This is a genomic window from Streptomyces sp. NPDC032721 (assembly GCF_055579625.1).
Genome location: NZ_JBVIMX010000001.1, coordinates 31,419 through 57,734, shown reverse-complemented (window position 1 = coordinate 57,734; position 26,316 = coordinate 31,419). Strand labels below are relative to the sequence as shown.

Annotated in this window: 22 protein-coding genes and 1 pseudogene; 14 read left to right on the top strand and 9 right to left on the bottom strand. The window is 71.6% G+C overall.

Going from position 1 to position 26,316, the window contains the following annotated elements; all coding sequences use genetic code 11:
* Nucleotides 1–82 precede the first annotated feature (82 nt).
* From ACZ5PB_RS00235 to ACZ5PB_RS00225, 3 genes and pseudogenes are all read right to left on the bottom strand, one after another.
* Nucleotides 83–1,180 carry an MBL fold metallo-hydrolase gene (locus ACZ5PB_RS00235; protein WP_468686453.1) on the bottom strand — a complete coding sequence of 366 codons (1,098 nt, stop codon included), beginning with the start codon at nt 1,178–1,180 and terminating at the stop codon, nt 83–85.
* Nucleotides 1,181–1,707: 527 nt separating this feature from the next.
* Nucleotides 1,708–1,946, bottom strand: a pseudogene (locus tag ACZ5PB_RS00230) (nitroreductase family protein); the annotation flags it as partial.
* A 134-nt stretch (nt 1,947–2,080) separates the two neighbouring features.
* Nucleotides 2,081–2,281 carry a hypothetical protein gene (locus tag ACZ5PB_RS00225; RefSeq protein WP_468686452.1) on the bottom strand — a complete coding sequence of 67 codons (201 nt, stop codon included), beginning with the start codon at nt 2,279–2,281 and terminating at the stop codon, nt 2,081–2,083.
* 436 nt (nt 2,282–2,717) lie between these two features.
* On the opposite strand from ACZ5PB_RS00225, the gene ACZ5PB_RS00220 reads away from it, so the two are divergent.
* From ACZ5PB_RS00220 to ACZ5PB_RS00205, 4 genes are all read left to right on the top strand, one after another.
* Nucleotides 2,718–3,353 carry an RHS repeat-associated core domain-containing protein gene (locus ACZ5PB_RS00220; protein ID WP_468688194.1) on the top strand — a complete coding sequence of 212 codons (636 nt, stop codon included), beginning with the start codon at nt 2,718–2,720 and terminating at the stop codon, nt 3,351–3,353.
* A 1,211-nt stretch (nt 3,354–4,564) separates the two neighbouring features.
* On the top strand, nt 4,565–4,807 hold the full coding sequence (locus tag ACZ5PB_RS00215; RefSeq protein WP_468686450.1) for a fibronectin type III-like domain-contianing protein: 243 nt from the start codon (nt 4,565–4,567) through the stop codon (nt 4,805–4,807).
* 302 nt (nt 4,808–5,109) lie between these two features.
* Nucleotides 5,110–6,981, top strand: coding sequence for a sensor histidine kinase (locus tag ACZ5PB_RS00210; protein ID WP_468686448.1), 1,872 nt, complete (start codon nt 5,110–5,112; stop codon nt 6,979–6,981).
* A complete protein-coding gene (locus tag ACZ5PB_RS00205) occupies nt 6,978–7,616 on the top strand; it encodes a LuxR C-terminal-related transcriptional regulator (protein WP_468688192.1) in 639 nt (212 codons plus the stop codon). Before ACZ5PB_RS00210 ends, ACZ5PB_RS00205 begins: the two co-directional genes overlap by 4 nt.
* 259 nt (nt 7,617–7,875) lie before the next feature.
* On the opposite strand, the gene ACZ5PB_RS00200 is transcribed toward ACZ5PB_RS00205, so the two are convergent.
* Both ACZ5PB_RS00200 and ACZ5PB_RS00195 read right to left on the bottom strand, forming a co-directional pair.
* Entirely contained in the window at nt 7,876–8,298 is a 423-nt protein-coding gene (locus ACZ5PB_RS00200) for a pyridoxamine 5'-phosphate oxidase family protein (protein ID WP_468686447.1), read from the bottom strand.
* Nucleotides 8,299–8,600: 302 nt separating this feature from the next.
* Nucleotides 8,601–10,295 carry an IclR family transcriptional regulator domain-containing protein gene (locus ACZ5PB_RS00195; protein WP_468686446.1) on the bottom strand — a complete coding sequence of 565 codons (1,695 nt, stop codon included), beginning with the start codon at nt 10,293–10,295 and terminating at the stop codon, nt 8,601–8,603.
* Nucleotides 10,296–10,440: 145 nt separating this feature from the next.
* Here ACZ5PB_RS00195 and ACZ5PB_RS00190 point away from each other — a divergent pair, with 145 nt between their 5' ends.
* The 8 genes from ACZ5PB_RS00190 to ACZ5PB_RS00155 are packed head-to-tail and all read left to right on the top strand — an operon-like array spanning nt 10,441 to nt 18,409.
* The gene (locus ACZ5PB_RS00190) at nt 10,441–11,223 is read left to right on the top strand and encodes a CoA transferase subunit A (protein WP_468686444.1); all 783 of its coding nucleotides are present in this window, start codon (nt 10,441–10,443) and stop codon (nt 11,221–11,223) included.
* Nucleotides 11,223–11,870 (top strand): 3-oxoacid CoA-transferase subunit B, encoded by a 648-nt coding sequence (locus ACZ5PB_RS00185; protein WP_468686442.1) that lies wholly within the window; start codon nt 11,223–11,225, stop codon nt 11,868–11,870. Before ACZ5PB_RS00190 ends, ACZ5PB_RS00185 begins: the two co-directional genes overlap by 1 nt.
* Complete coding sequence (locus ACZ5PB_RS00180) at nt 11,867–13,099, top strand: thiolase family protein (protein ID WP_468686439.1); 1,233 nt, start codon at nt 11,867–11,869, stop codon at nt 13,097–13,099. Before ACZ5PB_RS00185 ends, ACZ5PB_RS00180 begins: the two co-directional genes overlap by 4 nt.
* Nucleotides 13,100–13,109: 10 nt before the next feature.
* Complete coding sequence (gene pcaH, locus ACZ5PB_RS00175) at nt 13,110–13,898, top strand: protocatechuate 3,4-dioxygenase subunit beta (protein ID WP_468686438.1); 789 nt, start codon at nt 13,110–13,112, stop codon at nt 13,896–13,898.
* A gap of 32 nt (nt 13,899–13,930) precedes the next feature.
* Nucleotides 13,931–14,524 carry a protocatechuate 3,4-dioxygenase subunit alpha gene (pcaG, locus tag ACZ5PB_RS00170; RefSeq protein WP_468686437.1) on the top strand — a complete coding sequence of 198 codons (594 nt, stop codon included), beginning with the start codon at nt 13,931–13,933 and terminating at the stop codon, nt 14,522–14,524.
* Entirely contained in the window at nt 14,511–15,959 is a 1,449-nt protein-coding gene (gene pcaB, locus ACZ5PB_RS00165) for a 3-carboxy-cis,cis-muconate cycloisomerase (protein ID WP_468686436.1), read from the top strand. The genes pcaG and pcaB overlap by 14 nt, the downstream gene beginning before the upstream one ends.
* Nucleotides 15,960–16,014: 55 nt before the next feature.
* On the top strand, nt 16,015–17,220 hold the full coding sequence (gene pcaDC, locus ACZ5PB_RS00160; RefSeq protein WP_468686434.1) for a bifunctional 3-oxoadipate enol-lactonase/4-carboxymuconolactone decarboxylase PcaDC: 1,206 nt from the start codon (nt 16,015–16,017) through the stop codon (nt 17,218–17,220).
* Between the two features lie 4 nt (nt 17,221–17,224).
* On the top strand, nt 17,225–18,409 hold the full coding sequence (locus ACZ5PB_RS00155) for a 4-hydroxybenzoate 3-monooxygenase (RefSeq protein WP_468686433.1): 1,185 nt from the start codon (nt 17,225–17,227) through the stop codon (nt 18,407–18,409).
* Between the two features lie 55 nt (nt 18,410–18,464).
* Here ACZ5PB_RS00155 and ACZ5PB_RS00150 read toward each other — a convergent pair whose 3' ends face one another.
* The 4 genes from ACZ5PB_RS00150 to ACZ5PB_RS00135 form a co-directional block, all read right to left on the bottom strand.
* A complete protein-coding gene (locus tag ACZ5PB_RS00150; RefSeq protein WP_468686431.1) occupies nt 18,465–19,364 on the bottom strand; it encodes a diacylglycerol kinase catalytic domain-containing protein in 900 nt (299 codons plus the stop codon).
* Nucleotides 19,361–20,371, bottom strand: coding sequence for an SPFH domain-containing protein (locus tag ACZ5PB_RS00145; RefSeq protein ID WP_468686429.1), 1,011 nt, complete (start codon nt 20,369–20,371; stop codon nt 19,361–19,363). The genes ACZ5PB_RS00150 and ACZ5PB_RS00145 overlap by 4 nt, the downstream gene beginning before the upstream one ends.
* A 93-nt stretch (nt 20,372–20,464) precedes the next feature.
* Entirely contained in the window at nt 20,465–21,343 is an 879-nt protein-coding gene (locus ACZ5PB_RS00140; protein WP_468686427.1) for an LLM class flavin-dependent oxidoreductase, read from the bottom strand.
* Nucleotides 21,344–21,425: 82 nt separating this feature from the next.
* On the bottom strand, nt 21,426–22,778 hold the full coding sequence (locus ACZ5PB_RS00135) for an LCP family protein (protein ID WP_468686426.1): 1,353 nt from the start codon (nt 22,776–22,778) through the stop codon (nt 21,426–21,428).
* A gap of 142 nt (nt 22,779–22,920) precedes the next feature.
* On the opposite strand from ACZ5PB_RS00135, the gene ACZ5PB_RS00130 reads away from it, so the two are divergent.
* Entirely contained in the window at nt 22,921–23,907 is a 987-nt protein-coding gene (locus tag ACZ5PB_RS00130; RefSeq protein ID WP_468686425.1) for a phosphotransferase family protein, read from the top strand.
* Between the two features lie 762 nt (nt 23,908–24,669).
* Nucleotides 24,670–26,235, top strand: coding sequence for a S8 family peptidase (locus tag ACZ5PB_RS00125; protein ID WP_468686424.1), 1,566 nt, complete (start codon nt 24,670–24,672; stop codon nt 26,233–26,235).
* Nucleotides 26,236–26,316: the final 81 nt, after the last annotated feature.

Sequence of the window (26,316 nt, the reverse complement as noted above, 5' to 3'; positions counted from 1 at the left end):
GGCAGCATCCTGTCACGAACTCGCCGGGGCGGCACAGAGAATTGAATGCTTGGTGCCGCGGCACCTGTGGCTGCTACGGCCGCTACGCCCGCACGGCGAACCGGCGCACCCCCGCCACCCACTCCCTGTCCAGCACCCCGGTCTCCGCCAGTACGTCCAGGTGGGCGTCAACCTCCAGGATCGCCAGCATCCGGTGCAGCTCGGGCAGTTCGTCGAGCCTGCGCCTGCGGCGGGTCCACGGCAGGGCCTCGGCCACGGCGAGCGCGGTACCGGCCCCCGCACGCACTTCCCCGGCCACCGCGTCCAGCCGCTCCTCGTGATGGGCGAGGAGTTCGTCGACCCGGGTGTGCACCCCGTTCGTCACCCGGCCGTGCGCGGGAAGCAGGAGCGCGTCCGGCAACTCCCGTACCAGCCGCAGGGATTCCAGGTACGAGCGCAGCGGGAACTTCTCCGGTACGCACTCGAAGCCGATGGACGGAGTGATGTGCGGCAGTACGTGGTCCCCGGCGAACAGCAGTCCGGCCGCCGGATCCCCGAACACCACGTGGCCCCGGGTGTGCCCGGGAGTGGCGAGCGTGGTCAGCCGCCGGTCCGTGAGCGCGACGTGCTCGCCGTCGTCCAGCCAGGCATCCGGCGGGCCGACCGGCATCGCCCACTCCTCCTCAGAAACCGGCAGAGCGTCGATGCGGTCGCCCAACTCCCCTGCCCCGCAGGCCCGCAGCAGCGCCGCCTGGTGCGGGAAGGGACCGCGCGACAGGTCGAAGCCCTCGATGGAGTGCCGCTCGCCGCGCCCGATGCGGACGCGCGCGCCCATCAACTCGCGCAGCGCGAGCGCCTGGGTGTAGTGGTCCCAGTGGGCGTGCGTCACCAGGATCTGGGAGAGGTCGCCCAGCCCGTGCCCCAGGGTGTGCAGCGCCTCGTCGAGGGCCTTCTGCGTCTTGGGTCCCGCCCAGCCGGAGTCGACGAGGACCGGGCCCTGCGGGTCCTCGATCAGGTAGACGTTGACGGCGTGCAGCGCGGGATCGGGCAGCGGCAGCGGGATCCGGTGGACCCCCTCGCTCACCCGGTGGGCACCGGGCTCCGTCCAGTCCTCGGGCTGGTCCGGGAGGGCTGCCAGGGCCGGCTGGGACGGCTGGTCCGACGGAGGCTTCACCACGACGCCCACCCCGTTTCTTTCCATGGTTGCTACAGGGACTTTCGAGCGTAGTGACGATCCGCCGAAGTGGGGGATTTCCCGGGCGCGTTGAGCATCACACTGCGCAGGGCTGGACGCGGGACGGGTCGCGGCACAGTGCCCGGGAGTGGCCGGTTCCCGCACTGTGTTCGGCTGTTGAACGTTCCTGCCACGGCATCAGTCCGTCGATCTCTTGCGTGGACGCGGGAGGGAGGCGTACCGCATGCCGCGCGAGGTGGCGTACGGGAACGCTGAGTTACCGGCGGCTGTCGCCGAAGGGGCGATGGTCCACTCGTGGTCTGCGCAGAGGTGGGTAGCCGGTGTCGACGTCGGGGCGGGCGTCGGGCTTGGAGGTCAGCGCGCCACCGCCGGGGAATGAGGTCAGACACACCGGGCATCTTCGGGCGACGGGCGTCGCGCGCGGCCGTTCTCACAAATTGTTCTGGGAGACTTCGCGGTCGGACCTCACGCCCGTTCGGTGTCGGTTCCCGGTGTCGGTTGCGCTGATGCCCGAAGTCTCCTGCGCACGAGCGTAGGAGACCGGACCGGCGGTCGAGCCCGGCTGTTTGGCTGACGGTCGTGCGGTACATCGTCCACATCGCCTGAGGGCAGCTGTGCACCCCTTCCGCCCTCAGTAGCAGCACGACTGTTTGCAGGTACATCCCCCCCGCCCCCACCGTCCGGGCGCCACCCGCCGGTCGAGGTGGCAGAACAGGACGACCGCTGCCCCATAGGCCTCAGAGTTCAAGGCGGCGATCTTCACGGGCCTGTCACACCGACCTCATCGGCGTCGCCGCACAACTTGCCGACCGTCACCACAATCCCGCGCTGCGGCAGACGGCCGGCAAGGCTGGCCTGGAACGCACCGCACACCATCCGGCGATCAGATGATCCGAATGAAGTGGTCTAGTGCATTAGCTCGATGTGGGGATGCTCCGGTGCGGCCGGGCAGACGTAGAGCTGTTGGTCGTAGCCGCTGCCGATCTGGACCGCCGTGGGCGTCACGGGGTCGAAGTCGGCAGGTGGGTTGTCCGGTTCTCGGTGTGCGAACCAGGGGCAGTCCTTCCCGTTCCTTTCGAATGAGGCGATGGTCAGCAACGCGTCCATCTCGGTACCGCATTCGGGGCAAGGGCGCGGGTGCGGGTCGGTGGCATTCCAGCGGGGCCGGCCGCCGAGCTTCCAGCCGGGTGCGGCGGACAGGGCGTCGTCGTAGAACCCTTGCGGGGACGCCTCGTGGTCCGAGCCTTCCTCGGTGATCTCCCACGGGCTCCAGTTCTCGATCTGTCCCTGGAGTTCCTTGCTCAGTTCCCGGTGGTCCGGGTACTCGGTGACCTGCTCCGGGTTGAGCAGGCACGGTTTCGGCAGGTAGCCGTCGAACTGCGTCGCGGGCGGGTCGGGCGGTGTCGGTCACCGTAGGCGGCAAGACCTACACCGGTCTGTACGGTTCCACCGACCAGTCCGAACGCCTCTTCTACGGCGACACCACCATGCACAACGGCCCCCTCGGCCTGTCCGCAAAGACCGATCCCAGCGGGGACATGGGATTCAACCGGGAGCCCGGGGGCACCCTGACCTCCATGACGACCGGAGGCAAGGCGTACTACTACCTCACCGACGCACTCGGCTCCGTCATCGCGACGGCAGACGAGACCGGCGCAAAGGTCAACGAGTACCGCTACAGCCCCGCGGCGTCGACGGCACCTTCCCCCAACAAGCCCCGCAGCCCTACCGCTACGCGGGCGGCTACCAGGACCCGACCGGGCTGTACCACTACGGGGCCCGCTACTACGACCCGCGCATCGGGCGCTTCACCAGTCCCGATCCGTCCGGCCAGGAGAAAAACCCCTACCTCTACGCCGAAGGCGACCCCGTCAACCGGATCGACCCCAAGGGAACATTGAGCATAGCGGGGGCACTCAAGGGTGCCACGAAAGCTGTGGGCCTCTATTGCGCAGAAGCTGTCGGTGCCCTCGCGAACGGCCAATACGGGAAAGCTGCCGCCATTGGGGCAGGAATGGCCGCTGGTGCACTCACGGAATCCGCTTGCGTAACTGTTGCCGTTGCCGCTGGAGCGCCCACGGGCGGGATCGGTGGTGCCGCAGTGGGAGCTGCGTGTTTCAAGGTGGGGGACTATGTGGGTGACAAGGCCGAGGAAGAAGGAATGGACGCCTGGGGCTAAATAATTGGGCCGGGGGAGCGCGATTTCGCGCTTCCCCGGCCAACCAGCCGCCCCAGTCGGAGAATCTAATACTCGGAGGGTGACATGGAAAGCAATACTCTTGCGGCGTTGACCGGGGCGTCCGGTGCAATTATCGCCACAATTGTCGTGGTTATAGGCATCGCGGCGGCTTTATATGTTCGACTTAAGAAGTAAGGGGTGGGATATTGCGAATTTCGATCTTGTCGGGCTTGCTTACACTGCCACCAGAAGACCTTTCTGGTGGCAGTTTCGCAACGCCCCACTGGAGAGGATAAGCCATGATCATTGGAAGTGGAATCAACAGTGCGGGCCCTTACGGGACGGCAGTGTTCATTGGATGCATCATCATTCTGATTGTTCTCATTCTTTGGAACAGGTCACGAAAGAAATGAAACTAACCTGTGGGGGAAGTCAGAAGGTTTCCCCACAGGCCCCACAGGCCGGAAGCGAATAAATCGGAGAATGTGGCAGCGAGAAGAAGCGAGGATTGGAGGAGCAAGTGGACTCAACAATAATCATTGTTGCCGTATTCGTCGTGATCGCGCTGCTCGGTTTTCGATACTGGGTTAGGTCGGCGTACGTAGAGAAGCGCCGTCGCGGACGGAACAGGTAGGCGGTCCACACTGGGTGCCATCGCGCATGCCGGTCACCGATTCCACCCCAGGCTCGGTGAGCGGTATGCAGAAGCGCATGGGCTTGGTGCTCGGCAGGAGTGAGTCCCAAGCGGCACGGTCTGCTCCCGAGCTGGGCGACGGCCGGAAGTTCGGGAGGTCAGCTTCCGATGGCTGCCACGACGGACGTTCCTACTACGACCCGCGCATCGGACGCTTCACCAGCCCCGATCCCTCCGGCCAGGAGAAGAATTCCTACCGCCCGAACGCGACCCGGTCATCCGGATCGACCTGACGGGGCTGGTTCCCTGGGCCAAATTCGGCGAGGCCTGCCTGAAAGGCGGAACACGGGCTCTGGTTGTTGGCATACTTACAGGAACTGCGGAAACGGGTATCGGTGCGGTGGCCGAATTCGAGGGAGGATGCGCCCTCGGTGCCGGAATCGAAGCAATCGGAGAATGCGGCGGCGAGGAAAATGGGAAAAGCCTCAGTGATACTTCTGACATCATGGCCATGGTGAAAGTTGCAAAGTCTCTCTTCTGAGGTTCTCTAATTTCTGGTGGGGCGATTTCCTATGCCGTGGCGGCGCGAGGTCGACGCGATCCTGCACGCCGGATACGTCGGCCAGGAGGGCCGCTGGTCCACCGCCGCCCTCCTCACGGCCGGGGGGAGTCGCGCCGCGTCACGGTGCGGGTCGCCGAACGGCAGCTGTCGTACTGGGACACCGGTCGCGGTCGGTGGACCCGGGCCGGGGGCCGCCGGAAGGTGTACGTCGGCGCCTCGTCCCGCGACATTCGGCTGACGGCGCACGTGGACTGCTGAGGCCGCGCGTACCCGGGTACCCGCACCACCGCGTTCCCGCCCGAAACGCCACGGGTCCCGGCGCACCACTGACGTGCCGGGGCCCGTGGTTCCTTCTCGGGGGGGGGGGGGAGCGGTACGGGCTCGGGGGAGGAGTACGGGGGGCAGGTCGGGTCCCTTCGCGCCGTACGCTTCCGTGCTCCCGTATGTACGTTTCGTGCGGGTCCTCCGTGTCGACGTTCAGGCGCCGCGAGCACTCCCGCGACTGATCGCACCGGCCCACCGGCCCACCGAAGGCCCACGGATGGCCTACCGTGTGGGCCGTGAACAGGCAGCACCGGGAGCACGTCCCCAGCCGCACCCCCGGCACCCCACGCACCCCCGGCACCCCGCTGAGCACCGGCGACCTCGGCCCGCCCCGGATACTCATGGCCGTGGCCACCCTGGTCGCGGTCACGCTGGCCGCCGTGGGCAGCTGGGCGTACCTGCGGGCGGGCGGCAGCGCCACCGACGTGGTGCGCGACCTCGCCGTCGGACTCGCGTACGCGGGCGGCGGTCTCGTCGCCTGGTGGCACCGGCCCGCCAACCGCACCGGCCCCCTGATGGTCGCCGAGGGCATCGCCTGGTTCCTCGGCAACCTCCAGGGCACCGGAGTGCCCGCCCTGTTCGCGCTCGGCGCCTGGTGGGAGGCGCTCAACATGGCCGTCCTCCTCCACCTCGTCCTCAGCTTCCCCGACGGCCGCCTCGGCTCCACCCTCGCCCGTCGCCTCACCTGGTTCTCGTACGGACTCGTCGCCGTCGGCGGCCTGCTGCGCACCCTGACCTACGACCCGGCGCGCGTCGCCGTCGAAGCGACGTACCTCTCCTGCACCGGCTGCGGCCCCAACCTCCTGCACATCCCCGCCCTCGCCGACCTCTTCACCCCCTTCGACACCGTCTACCGGTCGCTCGGCTGGGTGCTGTCCCTGGTGCTCGTCTTCGCGATCGTCCGCCGCTGGCAGCACGCGTCCGTCGCCCGCCGCCGGGCCCTGCTGCCCGCCTGGATCGCGATCGCCATCGCCTCCGCCTTCCTGCTCTGGGACCTGCTGCTCCTGCTGCTGCCCGCACCCCCGTCCGGCACCTTCCAGGACGCCGTCTTCCTGCTCTCCGACCTCGCCCAGGTCGCCGTCCCGGTCGCCTTCCTCACCGGGCTGCTCCGGATGCGCCTGCAGCGCGCCGAGGTCAGCGACCTCGTCATCGACCTGGGCACCGACCCCGACCAGGACCGGCTGCGCGAGGTCCTCGGCCGGGTCCTCGGCGACCCCGGGCTGCGGCTCGGCCTGTGGCAGGAGGAGAAGGGCGCCTACGTGGACGGGGCGGGCCAGACCGTGGGCGGCGAGGGCGCCGGGCGGGCCCAGGCTGGACGTATCCAGGGACCCGGACGCACCCAGGGACCCGGACGTACCCGCGTCGACTCCTCCCGGGGCACCCCTCTCGCCCTCCTCCAGCACGACCCCGCACTCGACGAGGACCCCGAACTCCTCGAAGCGGTCGGCGCCGCGCTGCGTCTCGCCCTGGAGAACCTGTCGCTGCGCAGCCAGGCCAAGGAGGTCACCTCACGGATCGTCCGCGCCGCCGACGCCGAACGCGGCCGGCTGGAACGCGACCTGCACGACGGCGCGCAGACCCGCCTCGTCTTCGCCCTGATGGCACTGCGCCGCCTCGACAAGGGCCTGGCCGGCCACCCGGACGCGTCCCTGCGGCACTCCGTCGCGGAGGTCGAGGAGAGCCTCAAGCTGGCCCTCGAAGAACTGCGCGGCATCGCCCACGGCATCCACCCCGCCGTCCTCACCCGCGAGGGTCTCGGCCCCGCACTCACCGCGCTCGCCCAGCAGGCCGCCCTGCCCGTCGTGGTCGCCGCCGAACCCAGGCGCTACGACCCGGTCGTCGAATCCACCGCGTACTTCACCGTCTGCGAAGCACTCGCCAACGCGGCCAAGCACGCCCGCGCCCGGGCGGTCAGCGTCTCCGCCAGGTACGACGCGGGCCGCCTCGTCGTCGAGACCGTCGACGACGGCATCGGCGGCGCCGACACCGCGCACGGCAGCGGACTGCGGGGGCTGGCGGACCGGCTGGCCGCGGTGGACGGGATACTGCACGTGGACTCTCCCGCAGGTGGCGGGACCAGAATCAGGGCGGAGCTCCCGTGCGGGTGATAGTGGCAGAGGACTCGGCGCTGCTCAGACAGGGCATCGTACGACTCCTCACCGACGCGGGCTTCGAGGTCCCCGCCGCACTCGGCGACACCGGGCAGCTGCCCGCCCTCGTCGCCGAACACCGCCCCGACGCGGTGCTCCTCGACATCCGGATGCCGCCCACCCACACCGACGAGGGCCTGGTCGCCGCCGCCAGGATCCGGGGCAGCCACCCCGGCACCGGAGTGCTGCTGCTCTCCCAGTACGTGGAGACGACCGACACCGTACGGGCGCTCGCCCAGGATCCGCGCGGCTTCGGCTACCTGCTCAAGGAGCGGGTCGCCGACATCGACGAACTGGGCGGTGCACTCAAGCGCGTCGCGGCGGGCGAGAGCGTCCTGGACCCCGAAGTGGTGACCCGGCTCCTGGACACCCCGCGCGCCCCGGGCCCGCTCGACGACCTCACCGCACGCGAACGCGAGGTGCTGGGGCTGATGGCGGAGGGCCGGAGCAACGACGCCATCGCGTCCACCCTGGTCATCGGCGGCAAGACGGTCGAGACCCACGTCCGCAACATCTTCGCCAAGCTGGCGCTGGAGACCGATCTCCACGATCACCGCAGGGTCAAGGCCGTACTCACTTACCTTCGGGCCTGACCCGCCTGACCCGCCTGGCCTGACCCGGCTGAAGTGGTCGGACAGCCCGCACGCGCACGCGCATGCGGACCGCCCGCAAGAAGCACCGGAAACCGTTCCGGGACGACGCTTCCCCCGTGTACCCCCGTACTTCCCCCGTCGTCGTCCCCGGAACGGTGCCGGTGAGAACAACCATATGCAGGCCCGAGGGGACCCACATCAGGGCCAGCCCTGAGATCCGGAATCCCTGCGTCCTGCTGGTGTCAATGCGCCCCGTGAGTCACACGGACCCCAGGTCAGCGCTGATCCAGCGCTCCGGGCGCATCGTGAAGACCGACGGCGTCCCGTGCTCCTTCCACGAGAAGTCGACGTACGCCTCGACCTTGTCGGCCGGGAGGTAGCGCGCGGACATTTCGTACAGGTCCTCGCGGGTGCCGGGCCGCTCCTCCACCGGACCCTCCACGGACACGTACCGGATCGTCGGCTCCAGCCGGTCGGCCATGATCGTGAACCGCCCCGCCGCCCGGATCAGCTCCGCCTTCCTGGAGTCGGTCCCGGTCAGGACCCACAGGTCGCCGCCGGGCGCGTACTGGTACCAGATGGGCACGTTCAGCGGTGCCCTGCCGGGGCCCGCGTCCACGGCGAGGGCGCCGATGAACGGCTCGGCCAGGAAGCTCTCGCGGTCCGCGCGGGAGAGTGCCATGGGGTGTGCTCCTTCGAGAGGGGGAGTAGTGAGCCGAGAGTCTCGGCCGAGTGCGTGCGTACGGGTGTGACGAGAGGTCCAACACCACGTCCCTTCCCACGATTCCCGTACAAACACGTCCAGTTGGGCGGGACGGTCAGGGCGGTCCTGGCCTGCGGCCTCAGTGCGCCGCCACCACGATCACGTGGTCGTACCGGGTGAGATCCGGGCCGCGCAGCACCGAGGGCTCCGTGACGTCGCCGCCCCGGACCGGGGCGCGCCCGTTCGGGTGCATTCCCGACGGGTGCGTTCCCGGGGCCGGTTCAGTAGGCCGCCGTACGGGTGAACCGCCCGGCCACCGCCAGATCCGCCTCGATCCGCTCCGCCGCCGCCCGCAGCTCCGGCAGCACCACCGTCCGGCACTCCTCGGCGCTGCGGCGGCTGCTGTGCATGGCGACGTTGACGGCCGCCACCGCACGGCCCGTACGGTCGCGCACCGGTACGGCGATGGAGCGCAGCCCTTCCTCCAACTCCCCGTCGGTGAGGGCGAACTGCTCCTCGCGCACCTTCTCCAGGAGCGCGGCGAGCTCGTCCGTGGAGGTCACCGTGCGGCGGGTCAGCGCCTGCGGCGCGAGGCCGGACAGTCGCTCGGCGCGCTCGTCCGCGGGCAGGTCGGCCAGCAGGACCCGGCCCATCGAGGTGGCGTACGCGGGGAACCGGGTGCCCACCGTGATGTTGACGTTCATGATGCGGCTGGTCGCGATCCGCGCGGTGTACTGGATCTCCCCGCCGGTCAGCACGGACAGGGACGCCGAGTCGTGCACCCGCCGCGACAGGTCCGCCAGATGCGGCTCCGCGAGCTGCGGCAGCGTACGGCGCGACAGCGGCGGGAATCCGAGCGCGAGCACCTGCGGCGTCAGCCGGAACAGCCCGCCCTCGGACGCCACGTACCCCAGGTGCCCGAACGTGATCAGCGCCCGGCGCGCCGTCGCCCTGGCCAGACCGCACGCCTCGGCGACACCCGTCAGGGTCAGCTCGGGCGCACTCTCGCCGAACGCCGTCAGGACCGTCAGCCCCCGGGCGAGCGACTCCACGAACCCGGCACCCAGCTCCTGCTTCGACGCGGTGGTCCAACTCGCCAGCGGCGAGGCCGACTTGGCGGTTTCTGCGGCGGGTGCCGTGCGCAGCTCCCGCTCCATCGCGGCGACCGCCTCGCGCAGCCGGGGCAGCATCGCCTCGCGCAGCGAAGCCGCACCGTGCCGACTGGTGTGGCTGACCACGCTCACCGCGCACACCGGCCGCCCGCCGGGGTCCCGTACCGGCAGGGCCAGCGCGACCAGACCCGGTTCGATCAACTGGTCGTCCAGCGCCCACCCCTGCTCCCCGGCGGCCCGGACGCGGTCCGTGAAGTGCGCCTCGTCCGGGGTGTCCGTCCGCGGCGGTACGGCGGGGAAGGCCAGCCCTTGCGGATCGGCGGTGCGCCGCTCCCGCCAGCGGTCCCACGCGGCACCGTCCCAGTCGGCGGCGAACAGGGCGCCGGGCGCGGTCCGTTCGGCGGGCAGCAGGTCACCGATGCGGAAGCTCAGCGACATCGCCCGGCGGCGCGTCGACTGGTGGACGAAGCGGATGCCGTCCCGGTCGGGCACGGCCAGTGACACCGACTCGTCGAGCGCGTCCGCCAGGCGCTCGGCGTGCGGGCCGAGCAGGGCGGGGACGCGGATCGACGCGAGGTAGGCGTTGCCGAGCTCCATCAGGCGCGGGGCGAGCACGGCGTCCCGGCCCTCCAGCCGGAGGTGGCCCATCCGGGCCAGGGTCCCGGTGACGCGGTCGACGGTGGAGCGGGCGAGGCCGGTGGACCGTACGAGATCTCCCAGGCTCAGCCGGCCGCCCGCTTCGGTGATCCCGCGCAGCACGTCGAGACCGCGCAGCAGCGGGCCGACGGCCTCGGCGGGCGGGTCGGCGGTGGCGCCAGGGGCGGACGCGGTGGGCGCGGTGGTGGTGCTGTTCATGTCGGGCATCGGCTCTCCGTGGGGCAAGTCAGGGGCAACCGTAGCCGGGCAACGGCCGGGCATTGACAGGCCGGACGGGTCGAAGCACACTCATGCCGAGTCAAGTGTGAACTCTAGTTCATCAGGCGAACAGCCTGGGGTCAGGAATTCCTTCATGGACAAGGTCAGGGCCACTGCCGCCGAAGCAGTCGCCGACATCCCCTCCGGAGCCTCGCTCGCCGTCGGCGGCTTCGGCCTCAGCGGCGTACCGAACGTGCTGATCCAGGCACTCCACGAGAGCGGGCCCGACGGCCTGAGCGTGGTCTCCAACAACTGCGGCGTCGACGGCGGCGGCCTCGGACTGCTCCTCGCGGCAGGCCGCATCGTCCGCGTCACCGGTTCGTACGTCGGCGACAACAAGGAGTTCGCCCGGCAGTACCTCGGCGGCGAACTGGAGGTCGAGCTCGTCCCGCAGGGCACCCTCGCCGAACGGCTGCGCGCGGGCGGCGCCGGTATCCCCGCCTTCTTCACCCCCGCCGGAGTCGGCACCCAGGTCGCCGACGGCGGACTGCCCTGGCGCTACGGGACGGACGGCGGCGTCGCCCTGTCCTCCCCGGCGAAGGAGGTCCGCACCTTCGACGGCCGGGAGTACGTCATGGAGCGCGGCATCCGCACCGACTTCGCACTCGTCCGCGCCGCCAAGGGGGACCGGCACGGCAACCTCGTCTTCCACCGCTCCGCCCGCAATTTCAACCCGCTCGCCGCCACGGCCGGCCGCATCACCGTGGCCGAGGTCGAGGAACTCGTCGAACCGGGCGAGCTGGACCCCGACTCCGTGCACGTACCCGGTGTCTTCGTCCAGCGGGTCGTCGAACTGACCCCGCGGCAGGCGGCCGACAAGTCGATAGAACGGCGCATGACCTCCGCGCCCACCACGGAAGGCACGGTGCGCGCCTGATGGCCTGGACCCGAGCGGAAATGGCCGCCCGCGCGGCAGCCGAACTCACCGACGGCAGCTACGTCAACCTCGGCATCGGACTGCCCACGCTGGTCCCCAGCTTCCTGCCCGGAGGCGTCGACGTCGTCCTGCACTCCGAGAACGGACTCCTCGGCGTCGGCCCGTATCCCACCGAGGACCAGGTCGACCCCGACCTCATCAATGCGGGCAAGGAGACCGTCACCGTCCTTCCCGGCGCCTCCTTCTTCGACTCCGCCCTCTCCTTCGGCATGATCCGGGGCGGCCACATCGACACCGCGATCCTCGGCGCCATGCAGGTCTCGGCGGGCGGCGACCTCGCCAACTGGTCCATCCCCGGAAAGATGATCAAGGGCATGGGCGGGGCGATGGACCTCGTCCACGGCGCCCGCCGCGTCATCGTCCTCACCGACCACACCGCCAAGGACGGCACCCCCAAGATCGTGGCGGAGTGCACCCTGCCGCTCACCGGCAAACGCTGTGTGCACCGCATCATCACCGACCTCGGCGTACTGGACGTCACCGACGCCGGACTCGTCCTGGTCGAGACGGCGCCGGGAGTCGGCGCCGCGGAACTCATCGAGAAGACCGGGGCGCCGGTCGCCCTGGGAGAGGTGGCGGGCCGATGAACGGGCTTCGTGGCGTGCGGGGGGCGCGGGGGGTGCGTGACGTGCGTGGCGTGCGTGACGTGTACGTGGTCGACGCCGTGCGTACGCCGGTCGGCAAGTACGGCGGCGCACTGGCCGGGGTCCGACCCGACGACCTGGCGGCCACCGTGCTGCGCCAACTCCTCGCCCGTACCCCTGACTTGGACCCGACAAGGATCGACGACGTCTTCTACGGCAACGCCAACGGCGCGGGCGAGGAGAACCGCGACGTCGCCCGCATGGCCGTGCTCCTCGCCGGGCTCCCGGTGTCCGTGCCCGGCGTCACCGTCAACCGGCTCTGCGGCTCCGGCATGGAGGCCGTGATCCAGGCCGCCCGCGCCATCGCCGTCGGCGACGCCTCGATCGCGGTGGCGGGCGGCGTCGAGTCGATGAGCCGCGCCCCCTGGGTGCTGCCCAAGCCGGAACGCGCGTTCCCCGCCGGGCACCAGCAGCTGCACTCCACGACCCTCGGCTGGCGGATGACCAACCCGCGCATGCCCGAGGAGTGGACCGTTGCCCTCGGTGAGGGCGCCGAACTCGTCGCCGAGCGGTACGGCATCAGCCGCGAGGACCAGGACGCCTTCGCCCTGACGAGCCATCAAAAGGCCGCAGCCGCTTGGCGCGACGGTCTGTACGAGGGTGAAGTCGTGCCCGTCCCGGGAGTGGACCTCGCCCGCGACGAGTGCATCCGCGAGTCCTCGACCCCCGAAACCCTGGCCGAGCTGGGGCCGGTCTTCCGCAAGGACGGCACCGTCACGGCGGGCAACTCCTCCCCGCTCAACGACGGCGCCGCGGCGCTCCTGCTCGTCGACGAGGACGGCCTGCGCGCCACCGGCCGCGAACCGCTCGCCCGGATCGGTGCGAGTGCCGTCACCGGCATCGAGCCCCAGTACTTCGGGGCCGGCCCGGTGGAGGCCGTCGCGCGCGCCCTGAAGAAGGCCGGCCGCGACCTCGCCGACCTGGGTGTCGTCGAACTCAACGAGGCCTTCGCCGCACAGGCCCTGGCCTGCCTGTCCCAGTGGCCGGGACTGGACCCCGGCGTGGTCAACCCACGCGGCGGCGCCCTGGCCATCGGCCACCCGCTGGGCGCCTCGGGAGCTCGCATCACCGGAGCCGTCGCCCACCAGCTCGCCGCCGCGGGCTCCGGAACCGGACTCGCCACCCTGTGTATCGGCGTCGGCCAGGGCCTCGCACTCGTACTGGAGAGGTGACCAACACCCCATGCCCACACCGGAACTGACGCAGCAACAGATCAGCGCGGAGATAGCCGACCGGCACTCCGCCGTGGCCAAGGCGGTCGCGGCCGGCGCCCCCGTCCCGCACCACCCGCCGCGCGACTTCACCCCGTACCGCAGCAGCGTCCTGCGCCACCCCAGGCAGCCGCTCGTGACCCTCACCGGGGGTGGCGACCCGGAGGCCGCCGAACTGCACGGCCCCGTCTTCGGCGTCACCGACGTCACCGAGCTCGACGCCGACCTCACCCGGCAGCACCAGGGCGAACCGCTCGGCGAACGCATCACCGTCAGCGGCCGGGTCCTCGACCGCGACGGCCGACCGGTACGCGGCCAGCTCGTCGAGCTCTGGCAGGCCAACGCCTCCGGACGGTACGCCCACCAGCGCGACCAGCATCCGGCCCCGCTCGACCCCAACTTCACCGGCGTGGGCCGCTGCCTGACGGATGATCAGGGCCACTACGCCTTCACGACCGTCAAGCCCGGCGCCTACCCGTGGCGCAACCACCTGGGCGCCTGGCGCCCCGCCCACCTCCACTTCTCGCTCTTCGGCACCGCCTTCACCCAGCGGCTGATCACCCAGATGTACTTCCCCGGCGACCCGCTCTTCCCTTACGACCCGATCCTCCAGTCCGTCACCGACCAGGCCGCCCGGGACCGTCTGGTGGCCACCTACGACCACACGCTCTCCCGCCCCGAGTTCTCGCTCGGCTACCGCTGGGACATCACCCTCGACGGCCCGGCCGCCACCCTGCCCGACCCCGAGGAGGACCACTGATGCCCGTGACCCCTGTGACCCCTGTGACCCCCATGACCCCTGTGACTCCCGTGGCCTCCGTGCACCCGCCCACGCCGTCGCAGACGGTCGGCCCGTTCTACGGCTACGCGCTGCCCTTCGCAGGGGGCGGCGACATCGCCCCGGCCGGACACCCGGACACGGTCACCGTGCACGGCCACGTCTACGACGGCGACGGTACGCCCGTCCCCGACGCGGTCGTCGAGACCTGGCAGGCGGCCCCCGACGGCTCGCTCGCCGGACGGCCCGGATCGCTCCGCCGCGACCCCGTGACCGGCGGCTTCCTCGGCCGCAACGGCGTCGACTTCACCGGCTTCGGACGGGTGGCGACGGACGCCGACGGCCACTGGGCGGTCCGCACACTGCCCCCGCCCGCCCACCTCCCGTACCTCTCTGTCTGTGTGTTCGCGCGCGGGCTGATGCACCACCTCTACACCCGCGCCTATTTCGCCGACGACCCGGCCGGGATCACCGACGAGGCCTTCGCCGGGCTGTCGGACGAGCGCAGGGCGACCCTGCTCGCCCGCCGCCAGGAGGCGGACGGCGCGCGGTGCTTCGACATCCGGCTCCAGGGGGAGAGGGAGACGGTCTTCCTTGACTTCCGCTGAGACTTCCGCCGAGTACGACGTCGGCCTCTTCGCCCCGGTGGCGGCGGGCAGCCCCGCCGAGACGGCCACCGGCGACACCGCATTCCTCCAGGCCATGCTCGACGCCGAGGCGGCACTGACCCGGGCACAGGCCCGGCTCGGCGCCGCCCCCGCGAGCGCGGCATCGGCGGTCACGACCGCCGCCGACGCGGGCCGCCCCCGCTACAACGTCCGCGCCCTCGCGCTACGGGCCAGGGCGGGCGGCAACCCGGTCATCCCCCTGGTCGCGGACCTCACGGAGGAAGTGGCCGAACTGTCGCCCGCGGACGCCGAGTTCGTCCACCGGGGAGCCACCAGTCAGGACATCCTGGACACGGCCCTGATGCTGCTCGCGGCCCGCACGCTGGACCTGCTGACCGCCGACCTGGAACGCACGGCCGCCACCCTCGCGCACCTGGCGGCCGCACACCGCACCACCCCCATGCCCGGCCGCACGCTCACTCAGCACGCGGTCCCCACCACCTTCGGCCTGAAGGCGGCGGGCTGGCGGGCACTGGTACTGGACGCGCACGAACGGCTCACAGCCGTACGGGAGACCCTGCCGGCCCAACTGGGGGGCGCGGCGGGAACACTGGCCGCGTTCGGCGCGAGTGCGGGGCCGGGGTCGGGGTCGGGGTCATGGACCGGGTCGGGGGAGGACGGCGGCGCGGATCCCACCGAGTATCCGCTGCGGCTCGCGGCGGCCTTTGCCCGCGAACTCGGTCTCGCCGAGCCCGAGTTGCCCTGGCACGTCCTGCGTACCCCGGTCGCCGACCTGGCGGGCGCCCTCGCCTTCACCGCAGGGGCGCTCGGCAAGATCGCCGCCGATGTGCTGGTCCTCTCCCGTACGGAGATCGGCGAACTGGCCGAGGGTGCGGGCGGCGGCTCCTCCGCGATGCCGCACAAGAGCAACCCGGTCAGGGCCACCCTGATCGCCGCCACCGCCCGCCAGGTCCCGGCCCTGGCCGCCGTACTGTACGGATCCCTCGCCGCCGAGGACGAACGCCCGGCGGGCGCCTGGCACGCGGAGTGGCAGCCCCTGCGCGACGCCCTCCGGCTCACCGGCGGGGCGGCCCGTGACGCGGCGGAACTCGTGGCCGGTCTGGTCGTACGTCCCGACCGCATGCGCGAGAACCTGGCCCGTACCGGCGGCCTGATCGCATCGGAACACCTGAGCGCCGCTCTCGCTCCGCTGCTCGGCCACGCCCGCGCCAAGGACCTGCTGTCCAGGGCCTCCCGGTACGCGGCCACCCACGGCACGGACCTGGCGGAAGCCCTGCACCAGCAGCCGGAGGCAGCCACTCTGCCGCCCCTCGATCGCCTCCACGAACTCCTGACCCCCGAAACCCACCTGGGCTCCGCCCCACCCCTGACCGACCGAGCCCTCACCCGCCCCCTCGCCAAACCGCGCGACTGAGACCCGGACCCCCAGACCCCCACCCCCCAGACCTCTGACACCGTCAGGACCCCCGATGACCCACCCCCTCCTTCACCACCGCGCCGACGGTCCCGTCGGCGCCCCGCCCCTCCTCCTCGGTCCCTCCCTCGGTACCTCGCTCTCCGTCTGGCAGCCTCAAGTCCCCGCCCTGGCAACCCGCTTCAGGGTCGTCCGCTGGGACCTTCCCGGGCACGGGGCTTCCCCCGCAGACCTCGTCCGCGAGGGTGCCACCGTCGCCGATCTCGCCCGCCTTGTCCTGGCCCTCGCCGACTCGCTGGCCATCAACCGGTTCTCGTACGCGGGCATCTCCCTCGGCGGTGCCGTGGGCAGCTGGCTGGCCGTGCACCACCCGGAGCGGATCGAGGCGCTCGCCCTCGTCTGCACCGCCGCCAGCTTCGGCACGCCCGAGGTGTGGGCGGACCGGGCCGACGCGGTCCGGCGCGAGGGGACAGGCCCCTTGGCGGAGTCGGCGCCCGCGCGTTGGTTCACCCCCGGTTTCGGAGGCGCCCCCGGCTCGGACGCCGTCTCCGTCGTGGCCCTGCGCGCCGACCACCGGGCCGCCGACCCCGCCGCGTACGCCGCCTGCTGCGACGCCCTCGGCGCCTTCGACCTGCGCGCGGAGCTCGGCAAGATCACCGCCCCGACCCTCGTCGTGGCCGGCCGCGAGGACCGGGCCACCCCGCCCGCCGACGCCCGCCTCCTCGCCGACGGCATCCCCGACGCCGCCCTCACCGAGATCCCGCGCGCCGGGCACCTCGCGAACGTGGAGCGTCCCGCACCCGTACTCGCCGCCCTCCAGGGCCACTTCACCGCCCCCGACCACCCCACCACCGGCACCTACGCCACCGGCATGGCCGTACGCCGACAGGTCCTCGGTGACGCCCACGTCGACCGGGCGGTCGACCGCACCACCCCCTTCACCGCCCGCTTCCAGGACTTCATCACCCGCTACGCCTGGGGCGAGATCTGGACCGGCGACACCCTCGACCGCCGCACCCGCAGCTGCATCACCCTCACCGCACTCGTCGCGGGCGGCCACCACGACGAACTCGCCATGCACGTAAGGGCCGCGGTCCGCAACGGACTCAGCCACGAGGAGATCGGCGAAGTGCTCCTCCAGTCGGCCGTCTACTGCGGCGTCCCGGCGGCCAACGCGGCCTTCGGCATCGCGAACAGCGTCCTGAAGGAACTCAACGACCCCGTGACCGTAAGCGACCCCGTGACCGAAACGGATGACTGACCCCATGCACACCACAGTCGGCATCATCGGCGGCGGCCCCGCCGGACTCCTGCTCGCCCGCCTCCTGCACCGCGCGGGCATCGACAGCGTCGTCCTGGAGAGCCGCGACCGCACCTACGTCGAACAGCGCCAGCGCGCCGGAATCCTCGAACAGGGCACCATCGACATCCTCCGGGCAGCGGGCGCGGGCGCGCGCATGGACCGCGAGGGCATGCCCCACGACGGCATCGAGCTGCGCTTCGACGGCCGCGCCCACCGGCTGGACTTCCCCGCCCTCACCGGCGGCCGCCGGGTCATGGTGTACGCCCAGACCGAAGTGGTGAAGGACCTCATCGCCCTCCAACTGGCCGACGGCGGACCGCTGTTCTTCGAAGCGCAGGTCACCTCGGTCGAAGGCGCGGACTCCGACCGGCCGACCGTCCGCTACCTCCACGAGGGCCGCGAGCAGACCCTCACCTGTGACTACGTCGTCGGCTGCGACGGCTTCCACGGAGTGACAGCGCGCGCGATACCGGACTCGGCGCGCACCACGTACGAGCGCACGTACCCCTACTCCTGGCTCGGCATCCTCGCCGACGCCCGCCCCGTCTACGACGAGCTGATCTACGCGCACCACGACCGGGGCTTCGCCCTCGCCAGCATGCGTTCGCCCACCGTCAGCCGCCTCTACCTCCAGGTGCCCAACGGCACCGACCCCGCCGACTGGTCCGAGACACGGATCTGGGACGAGCTGGACGCCCGCTTCGCGACCACCGCGGACCCCGGCTGGAAGCTGGAGCGGGGGCCGGTTACGTCCAAGTCGGTTCTGCCGATGAGGAGTTACGTGTCCGAGCCGATGCGGTACGGGCGGGTCTTCCTCGCGGGGGACGCCGCGCACATCGTCCCGCCGACGGGGGCCAAGGGACTCAACCTCGCGGCGGCCGACGTGGTCCGGCTGGCCCAGGCCTTCACCCGGCTGCGTGCCACCGGTTCCCCGGACCTGCTCGACGCGTACTCCGACGCGGCGCTGCGGCGGGTGTGGCGGGCCGAGCACTTCTCGTACTTCATGACGACGACGCTGCACGTGGACCCGCAGCAGTCCCCGTTCCAGACCCGGCTCCAGCTCTCGCAGCTGGACCGGATCGCTTCCTCGCGGCACGCGGCGGCCGAACTGGCGGAGAACTACGCGGGGTTGCCGTTCGTGGAGTGAGGTGGGGCGGGCTGAGGTGGGGTGGGGCGCCGCGCGGAGTGTGCGTCTTCCCGCCTCAGGCCAGCAGCCGCAGCGCCCGCTCCGCCCGCCCCACCCGCACCGTCTGACCCCACGTCAGCTCCAGCGCATCCGTCTCCATGCCGTCGCCGAACGCCACCATACGGTCGGACTCCACCGTCAGCCGAAGCCCGGCGTCCCCGTCGAGCACCCCTTCCACCAGGGAGGTTCCGGTGCCGGGGGAGGGCCAGGCCTCCCGTACGAACCACATCAGACGCGGGTCGGACGGGCCCGGCAGCGGCAGGTCCGAACCCCGCTCCAGCCACAGCGAGCGCAGCCACCCGGTGGCGCCCGTACCCGTGCCTACCAGGACTCCGGACGAGGCCTGGGCCTCGGTTACGGCCCGGCCGGAGTCCGGCCCGATGCGATAGCGGGCGGTCTGGTGGGACGGCGGGCCGAGGTAGATCTCGTTGAGGGCCAGCAGCCGCTGGGTGTCGTCCGCGACCGCCTCCACCATCGTCAGCTCGTCGGCGGACGCCCCCGCGCCCACCGCCGACCGCAGCAGCTTCGCCGCGTCGGCCGCCCGGTGCCGCACCAGCACGCCGGGGTTGCGGCCGGGGTCGGTGTCGATGCCCAACACCGGTTGCCCGTCGAGGTACTTGGCGGTGTTGGCGACCAGCCCGTCCTGCCCGACCACCACCACGACGTCCTCGGGACCGAACAGGAACCGGTCCAGGTCCGCCCGCTCCACCCGCGCCTGCCGCCACTGCAACGGCACCGCACCCGCCACCTCCGCCAGCGCCCGCCGCATCCGCCGGTGCCGCTCCTCGACCTCGTCGATGCCGCGCCCCCGCGAGGACAGGAAGAACTCGGCCTGCCCGCGCGTGCCGTGCCGCGCGAGCAACTCCTCGTACTCACTGGTGCGATGGACCAGCACGGCGCGCGGCGCGAGGCTCACGAGACCTCGCCGCCGCCCCTGCCCAGCCTGGCGAGCAGCCCGGTCAGTACGTCGGGCGACAGGGTCAGGCTCTCGATGCGCGGCACGTTCTCCGCGAGCCGGGTGGTGGCCAGGGCGTGCAGCGTGGCGGGGGAGACCTCGCCGTGCACCCGCAGCCAGGCGGCCTGTGCCTGGGCGCGCGCCTCGCCGACCTCCCGCGCGGCCTCGGCCTCGGCGCGGGCGAGCCGTACCGTACGGGCGGCCTCCGCCTCGGCCTGGACCCCGTCGGCGGCGGCCAGCTCCTCGGCCTCGCGGCGGGCGTTGATGCCGCGCTGGTCGACCAACTGCTCCTCCTGCCGGGCCAGTTCGATCTTGCTGGCGAGCTCGTTCTCCGCAATGGCCCGCTCCCGCTCCACCGCGACGGCCCGCCGCTGGTAGGTCGCCCGGTCCGCCTCCTGCTGGATCTGCTCGCGCGCCGGAGTGCGCAGCGCCCGCTCCACGTCGGCCTCGGGACGGATCGCGACCACCCGCACCGCGACCACCTCGATGCCGGTGGCCGGCAGCCTCGGCTCCGCCGCGAGACCGGACGCGATCCGTTCCCGTACCGCAGCCACCCCGTCCACCAGCGCCTCGGCCAGCGGGATCCGGGCCAGCGTGTCCAGGGAGTGCTGCTGTGCGGTCTCGGTGAGCAGGGTCGCCAGCTGCTCCAGCGGGGAACCGCGCCAGGCGCCGGTGTCCGGGTCCACGGAGAAGTCGAGCCGGGCGGCGGCAACGGCGGGATCGCTGATCCGGTACGTCACCGTGGCCTGGAGGGCGACGTCCTGGAAGTCGGATGTACGGGCCCGGAAGGCCATCGCCAACTCCCGGTCGCTGACCGGCACTTCGGAGAGCGCGGCGGTCAGCGACCGGAACCAGAAGCTGAGCCCCGGACCGTCGTGCACCAGTTTGCCGTGCCGGTGGTGACGGACGTGCGCGGTCGGCGCGGAACGCAGGTGGCGCCAGCCCAGACGGCGGGTGATGTCGGCCATGAGGAAGCCCTCCTCTTTCTCGTCATAGCGACGATAAGGGGAGGGCTCCTTATCGTCAAGAGGACGAGATCGGAGTCGGGGGCAGGGGGAGCGCTAGGAGACGAGCGGCCGGACCCCCTCCGCCACGAACCGCACGAACCTCTCCGGGTCGGGCTCGTCCCCGGTCGGCTGGAGCACCACCGAGTCCGCCCCCGCGTCCGCCAGTTCCCGTACCGCACGGGCCACCGCCTCTGCGTCCCCGGCCACCCCGAGGTCGAGCGACAACTTCCGCCGGTCGGCGGCCAGTTCGCCCCGTACCCGGTCCTCGGCGCCGGGCCCGGTCGCGGCCAGCAGATAGACCACGACCTTGTGCGGGGCATCCGCCGCCCGCCCCGCCGCCGCCCGCCCCTCCTCGATCAGCCGGCGCGCCTCCCGTACCCCCTCGGACGAGGTCGACGCGTCCAGGACCGTGCCGTCCGCCGCCTCACCGGTCAGCCGCAGCGTCCTCGGCCCGACACCCCCGGCGAACACCGGCGGCGCCGTGTGCGGCGGCCAGTCCAGTGCCACCTTGTCGAGGCGTACGTACTCCCCGTCCGACGACACCTGTTCTCCGCGCAGCAGTGCCCGCATCGCCGTCAGGTACTCGCGCAGCAGCGTCAGCGGCGACGCGGGCCGCGCTCCCACCTGGCCCATCCAGTCCTGCACCCCGTGCCCGACGGCGAGCGTCACCCGGCCAGGGAACAACCGGTACAGCGTGGCCGCCTCCATCGACGCCAACGCCACGTTGCGCAGCGGCACCGGCAGCAGCCCCACACCCACGTGCAGCCGCTCCGTCCACGCCAGCGCGGCGGACGCGGCGGCGATGCCGCTCTCCAGGAAGCAGTCCTCCCAGAGCCACAGCTCGTCGATTCCCGCTTCATCCGCCACCCGCACCAGCGGACGCAGCTTCTCAGGGGCCAACTGGGGGCGGAACACCACGCCGAGAGTAGTCATGGGCCCCATTCCTACCCGCCGACTCCCGCCCCGGCAACCAGCGTTGACGCCCGGCCCCCACCACTCCCCAATGGACCCCTTCTCAGCGACAGCGCAACTGCTCCCCGGTCATGGGCGCCCCCTCCACCATGCTCCGGTCGTACGTCACCTGGGTCACGCCACGTCCCTCCGTGCCCACGGACACCTGGAACACCTTGCCGTGCCCGGCCACCGGGCGGAGCTGCGCACCGGGCAGCGCCGCGGCCAGCGTGGCGGCGTACCGCTCGGAGGCCGGATCGTACGTGATCACCGTAGGCCCGTCGGCCCTCACCGACGGCACCTGAGCCTTCGTCACCACGAAGCCGTTGCGGCTCAGCGCCTCCGCCACATCGGGGTCGTCCACCCGCACCGGCAGCTTGCCCGGCTCCATCGCGACCGGCACCGCCTGTAGCGTGATCTCCTGGGTCATCGGCCTGCCCTCCCGCAGTGCGGCGAACAGCCGGGCCGCCCGGGCGTCGTCCCACAGCAGCGTGGAGCCCCAGTCGGTCACCCGGTGGTCGAAGGCGGTCATCGGCACGGTCGCGAACTCCATCTGCTCCGGGGTGAGTTCGCGCATGCGCCAGCCGAGCGCGAACAGGGTCGCCAGGTCGGTGCCGGTGTCCGTGCGCAGCTTCGGCGCCAGCGTGCCCGCCGCCTGCACCAGGGCGACCGGACTGCGGAACGTACCCGCCCGCGACAATCGCTCGACCATGCCGAGCAGCAGCCGCTGCTGACGTCGCACCCGCCCCAGGTCACCGGGCGGGGACACCTTCCTGGCCCGCGCGTACCGCAGCGCATTGCGGCCGTTCAGCAGGTGCGCGCCGGGCGCCAGCCGCAGCCCGGACTTCGGATCCGTCAGCGGGCGGTCGGTGCACACTTCCGCGCCACCGAGCCCGTCGACGGCTGCGGCGAAGTCGGCGAAGTCGGTCTGCAGGTAGTGGTCGACGCGGACTCCGGTGGCCTGCTCCACGGTACGTACGGCCAGGTCGGGCCCGCCGTGCTGGAACGCGGCGTTGATCTTTCCGGAGTGCTGCGGATGGTCGTGCGGGGCGAACCGTACGTAGGAGTCGCGCGGGATGGACACCACGCTCAGCCGCTTCCCGTCCTCGGCCAGGTGCACCAGCATCATCACGTCCGTGCAGTCGCACCCCTTCCCGCCGACGTGCAAGTCCTGGATCTGCTGACGCGTCAGCCCGGCCCGCCGGTCGATCCCCACTACGAGCAGGTTCGTGCCGGACGCCGACCGTGCCGAGGGCGGCAGGGTGCTGACGTGGTCGAGCTCGTACGGCGCCGGGGCCTGCGCGTCCGAGGGGAAGGGGGCAACCCCGAGCGAAGCGGTGAGCGAGGCCACGAGCACCGCGGCGAGCGCGAGTCGGCGGGGGGCGGGCAGCCCGGAGCGTGAACGGCTGGACGGCAAGGGGGACCTCCAGGAAGCAGTCCGAAGCAGGGCCGGGAGCGCGGTGCAAATGCGGACAAAGCGTAACGAATTTCCAGAAGACTAACGCAGCCCGCCGAAAAGCGATTGCGATCCGGGTGATCACCGACCTACCCTCCGCGCCATGCTTCCCGAGGTGAAGAGTGACGAGAAGTGGGACGAGGTCGTCCCCGACCAGACGGTCATGCGACGCGCCGTCAAGGACCTGCTCGCAGGACTGAACCTCCCCGGACCGGGCGCACCTCCGCGCCCCGGCTCCTCGGGACCCGTCCCGTCCGGCACCGACCTCGCCGCAGCGTCTCTCACCCCCTACCCCGGTGGCTCGATGCCCGTCTACGCGGTCGGCGCCGACCACGTACTCAAGCTGTTCCCCACCTGCGACGCGGCCGACGGGATCACCGAGGCCCGCGTCCTGGCCCACCTCCAAGGCAGGCTGCCCGTCCGCACCCCGGACCTGTACGCCACCGGCCCGTACGGCCAGGGCTGGCGGTACGTCCTGATGGCCCAACTCCCCGGCGAGGACCTCTCCCTGGCCTGGCCCCGGATCCCCCGGGCCGACCGCGAGCGCATCGTCGCCGAGGCCGGCGAGGCGCTCGCCGCCCTGCACGCGCTCGACCCCGCCCCGCTCGCCGACGTCCTGGGGCCCGGCGACTGGAACGCCTTCCTCGCCCGGCAGCGGGCGGGCGCCGTCGAGCGGCAGCGCTCCCGGGGGCTGCCCGAGGAGTGGATCGCGCGGATCCCCGCCTTCCTCGACTCCGTCACCCTGCCGGTCGCCGCGCCCGGCGCCCTGCTGCACACCGAACTGATGCGCCAGCACCTCGTCGTGGACCCCGAGACCTGGCGGCTCACCGGGCTCTTCGACTTCGAGCCCGCCATGATCGGCGACCCGGCGTACGACATGGTCGCGATCGGCCTGTTCCTGACCCGGGGCGAGCCGGGACTGATGGCCCGCTTCCAGAAGGCGTACGGCCGCGACTTCGATCCGCACCAACTCCTCGCATACGCCCTACTGCACGTCTACTCGAACTTCACCTGGTACTTCCGCGAACTCCCCGCACCGTCCGAACAGACCTGGGAATCCGTCGCGGAAGCCTGGTTCGGCGCCGTCTGAGAAGGTCGTCCGGGATCTCGGACCGGCCGTCGCGGTCCTGCTGGAGCCGGGGGAACCTGGGGCTGCGCACCACGCTCGCCGGGCGGCGCACGGCCCTGCGCCCGTCCCGCGAACAGGCCGGCATCGGCCTGCCGACCACCCATGAGCCGCCCTCGCTGCCGTCCGTGCTCCGCGCCCTGGGCCACCACCGTGAAACGGGGACAGAACCAGAACCCGAGCCCGACCCCGGACGGCGGGCCGAGCCCTCGCCGCTGCCCGCCGCCCCCTGACCGACACCCCGGTCACGCCCCAGGCCGATGATCCGGTCGGCGCGTTCGACGACATCGAGGTCGTGCTCGATGACGAGCATCGCGATGCCGCTTGACCCCGCGCCGGACACCCGCCCGGAAACTTTTGGGTAGCCCTACGGATTGTTTGGTTCCACCTGCACCCCCGATGCTCTGGGGAGTTCGACGGCGGCTCGTCCACCACCACACCTCGGACGCCTGCTCAGGCGACCGGATGTGCCGTGGAGCCTCCCCCCAGAGGAGCAAAGCCGTCGAGCACGGGCATGACCGCACGGGGGCATCTGCGGTCATGCCCACCCCTCGCTGCGGGAACGGCCGAGCACCGACTTGACGGTCGTCGGCCGCATGGCACGGTTTCGGATCGCGGTGGCTCCATCGGGCTGCCGCGTCCTGTTTCCGGCCTGCCCCGCAGGCAGGGGTTGCTCCGTGGTTGCCGGGCCGGCGCGGTCCGGACAGTCGTCGAGGAGGAATCCGTATGAGATCCCACGCTGTGGGCCTGCGCGCTGTCGCCGCAGGGTTTGCGAGTGTTGCCCTGCTGATCGGGGCGGGCACGGCAGTAGGCGCAACCCCCGCCCCCTCGGGGGAGGGAGTGATCGTCGGCGCGGACCGCGCCGACGTGGTGAAGGACTCCTACATCGTCACCCTGAACACGTCGGTCGGCCGCAGTGAGGTCGGGCGGCACGCACGGGACCTGACGGCCGGGCACGGCGGCACGCTGGGCCACGTGTACACCGAGGCTCTGCGCGGCTTCTCCGTCCGTCTGCCCGAGGCCGCCGCCAAGCGGCTCGCCGCGAACCCGGCGGTGGCGCGGGTGGAGGCGGACGGCACAGCGAGGGCCTCCGAGACGCAGACCAATCCGACCTGGGGCCTGGACCGCGTCGATCAGCGGGACCTGCCGCTGGACAAGAAGTACACCTACCCGAGTACCGCCTCGAACGTCACCGCGTACGTCCTGGACACCGGCATCCGCCTCACCCATCAGGACTTCGGCGGGCGGGCCGCCAGCGGCTACGACTTCGTCGACAACGACTCCAACGCCTCCGACTGTCATGGTCATGGCACCCACGTCGCGGGCACCGTCGGGGGCACCGCATACGGGGTCGCCAAGGGCATCAAACTGGTGAGCGTCCGCATCCTCGACTGCGCTGGATCGGGCTACGACTCCGACATCATTGCCGCAGTCGACTGGGTGACCCGGACCGCGGCCAAGCCCGCCGTAGCGAACATGAGCATCGACGGCTCCAAGACCCAGTCGATGAACGACGCCATCGCCCAGTCGATCGCTTCCGGCATCACCTACGCGGTCGCGGCCGGCAATGGCACCACCGACGCCTGCACCCGCTCCCCTGCGTCAACGCCGACCGCGATCACGGCTGGTGCGACGACCAGCAACGACGCCCGCGCCTCGTTCTCCAACTACGGCTCGTGCCTGGACGTATTCGCCCCAGGGGTGAGCATCACCTCGGCCTCCCACACCAGCGACACGGCGACAACGGTCATGAACGGCACGTCGATGGCCTCCCCGCACGTGGCCGGCGCGGCCGCCCTGGTCCTGGCGGCCAACCCGTCCTGGTCTCCGGCGCAGGTCCGCGACAGGCTCGTTGCCGACGCCACCGCCAACAAGGTCACCGACGCCAAAACCGGCTCCCCGAACAAGCTGCTCCACGTCAGCGGTGGCACCACTCCACCGCCGACCGGCCCGAAGTTCGAAAACACGGCCGACTACCAGATCAGTGACCACACCACCGTCAACTCGCCGGTCACCGTCTCGGGGGTCAGCGGGAACGCACCGGCGGCCCTGGCGGTGAGCGTGGACATCCGCCACACCTACCGCGGTGACCTGCGTGTCGAGCTCATTGCCCCCGACGGCAGCGCTTACCGCCTGAAGGACTACAACGGCGACGACGGCGCGGACAACGTCCAGGGCACCTACACCGTCAACGCCTCCAGCGAGATGGCCAACGGCACCTGGAACCTGCGCGTGACCGACAACGCGACCCGGGACACCGGCTACATCAACGCCTGGTCCCTCCAGTTCTGACCCGTTGATTGATCCGGCAGACCGGCTCCGTACTGCCGTCTGCCCCCTTCACGGCCCGTCCCGATAGCCATGGGAGGCGCT

Coding starts and splice junctions, on each gene's coding strand:
- ACZ5PB_RS00235 (WP_468686453.1), bottom strand. CDS start 1,180: ATGGAAAGAAACGGGGTGGGCGTCGTGGTGAAGCCTCCGTCGGACCAG.
- ACZ5PB_RS00225 (WP_468686452.1), bottom strand. CDS start 2,281: ATGGACGCGTTGCTGACCATCGCCTCATTCGAAAGGAACGGGAAGGAC.
- ACZ5PB_RS00200 (WP_468686447.1), bottom strand. CDS start 8,298: ATGGCACTCTCCCGCGCGGACCGCGAGAGCTTCCTGGCCGAGCCGTTC.
- ACZ5PB_RS00195 (WP_468686446.1), bottom strand. CDS start 10,295: ATGCCCGACATGAACAGCACCACCACCGCGCCCACCGCGTCCGCCCCT.
- ACZ5PB_RS00190 (WP_468686444.1), top strand. CDS start 10,441: ATGGACAAGGTCAGGGCCACTGCCGCCGAAGCAGTCGCCGACATCCCC.
- ACZ5PB_RS00185 (WP_468686442.1), top strand. CDS start 11,223: ATGGCCTGGACCCGAGCGGAAATGGCCGCCCGCGCGGCAGCCGAACTC.
- ACZ5PB_RS00180 (WP_468686439.1), top strand. CDS start 11,867: ATGAACGGGCTTCGTGGCGTGCGGGGGGCGCGGGGGGTGCGTGACGTG.
- pcaH (WP_468686438.1), top strand. CDS start 13,110: ATGCCCACACCGGAACTGACGCAGCAACAGATCAGCGCGGAGATAGCC.
- pcaG (WP_468686437.1), top strand. CDS start 13,931: ATGACCCCTGTGACTCCCGTGGCCTCCGTGCACCCGCCCACGCCGTCG.
- pcaDC (WP_468686434.1), top strand. CDS start 16,015: ATGACCCACCCCCTCCTTCACCACCGCGCCGACGGTCCCGTCGGCGCC.
- ACZ5PB_RS00155 (WP_468686433.1), top strand. CDS start 17,225: ATGCACACCACAGTCGGCATCATCGGCGGCGGCCCCGCCGGACTCCTG.
- ACZ5PB_RS00145 (WP_468686429.1), bottom strand. CDS start 20,371: ATGGCCGACATCACCCGCCGTCTGGGCTGGCGCCACCTGCGTTCCGCG.
- ACZ5PB_RS00140 (WP_468686427.1), bottom strand. CDS start 21,343: ATGACTACTCTCGGCGTGGTGTTCCGCCCCCAGTTGGCCCCTGAGAAG.
- ACZ5PB_RS00130 (WP_468686425.1), top strand. CDS start 22,921: ATGCTTCCCGAGGTGAAGAGTGACGAGAAGTGGGACGAGGTCGTCCCC.
- ACZ5PB_RS00125 (WP_468686424.1), top strand. CDS start 24,670: ATGAGATCCCACGCTGTGGGCCTGCGCGCTGTCGCCGCAGGGTTTGCG.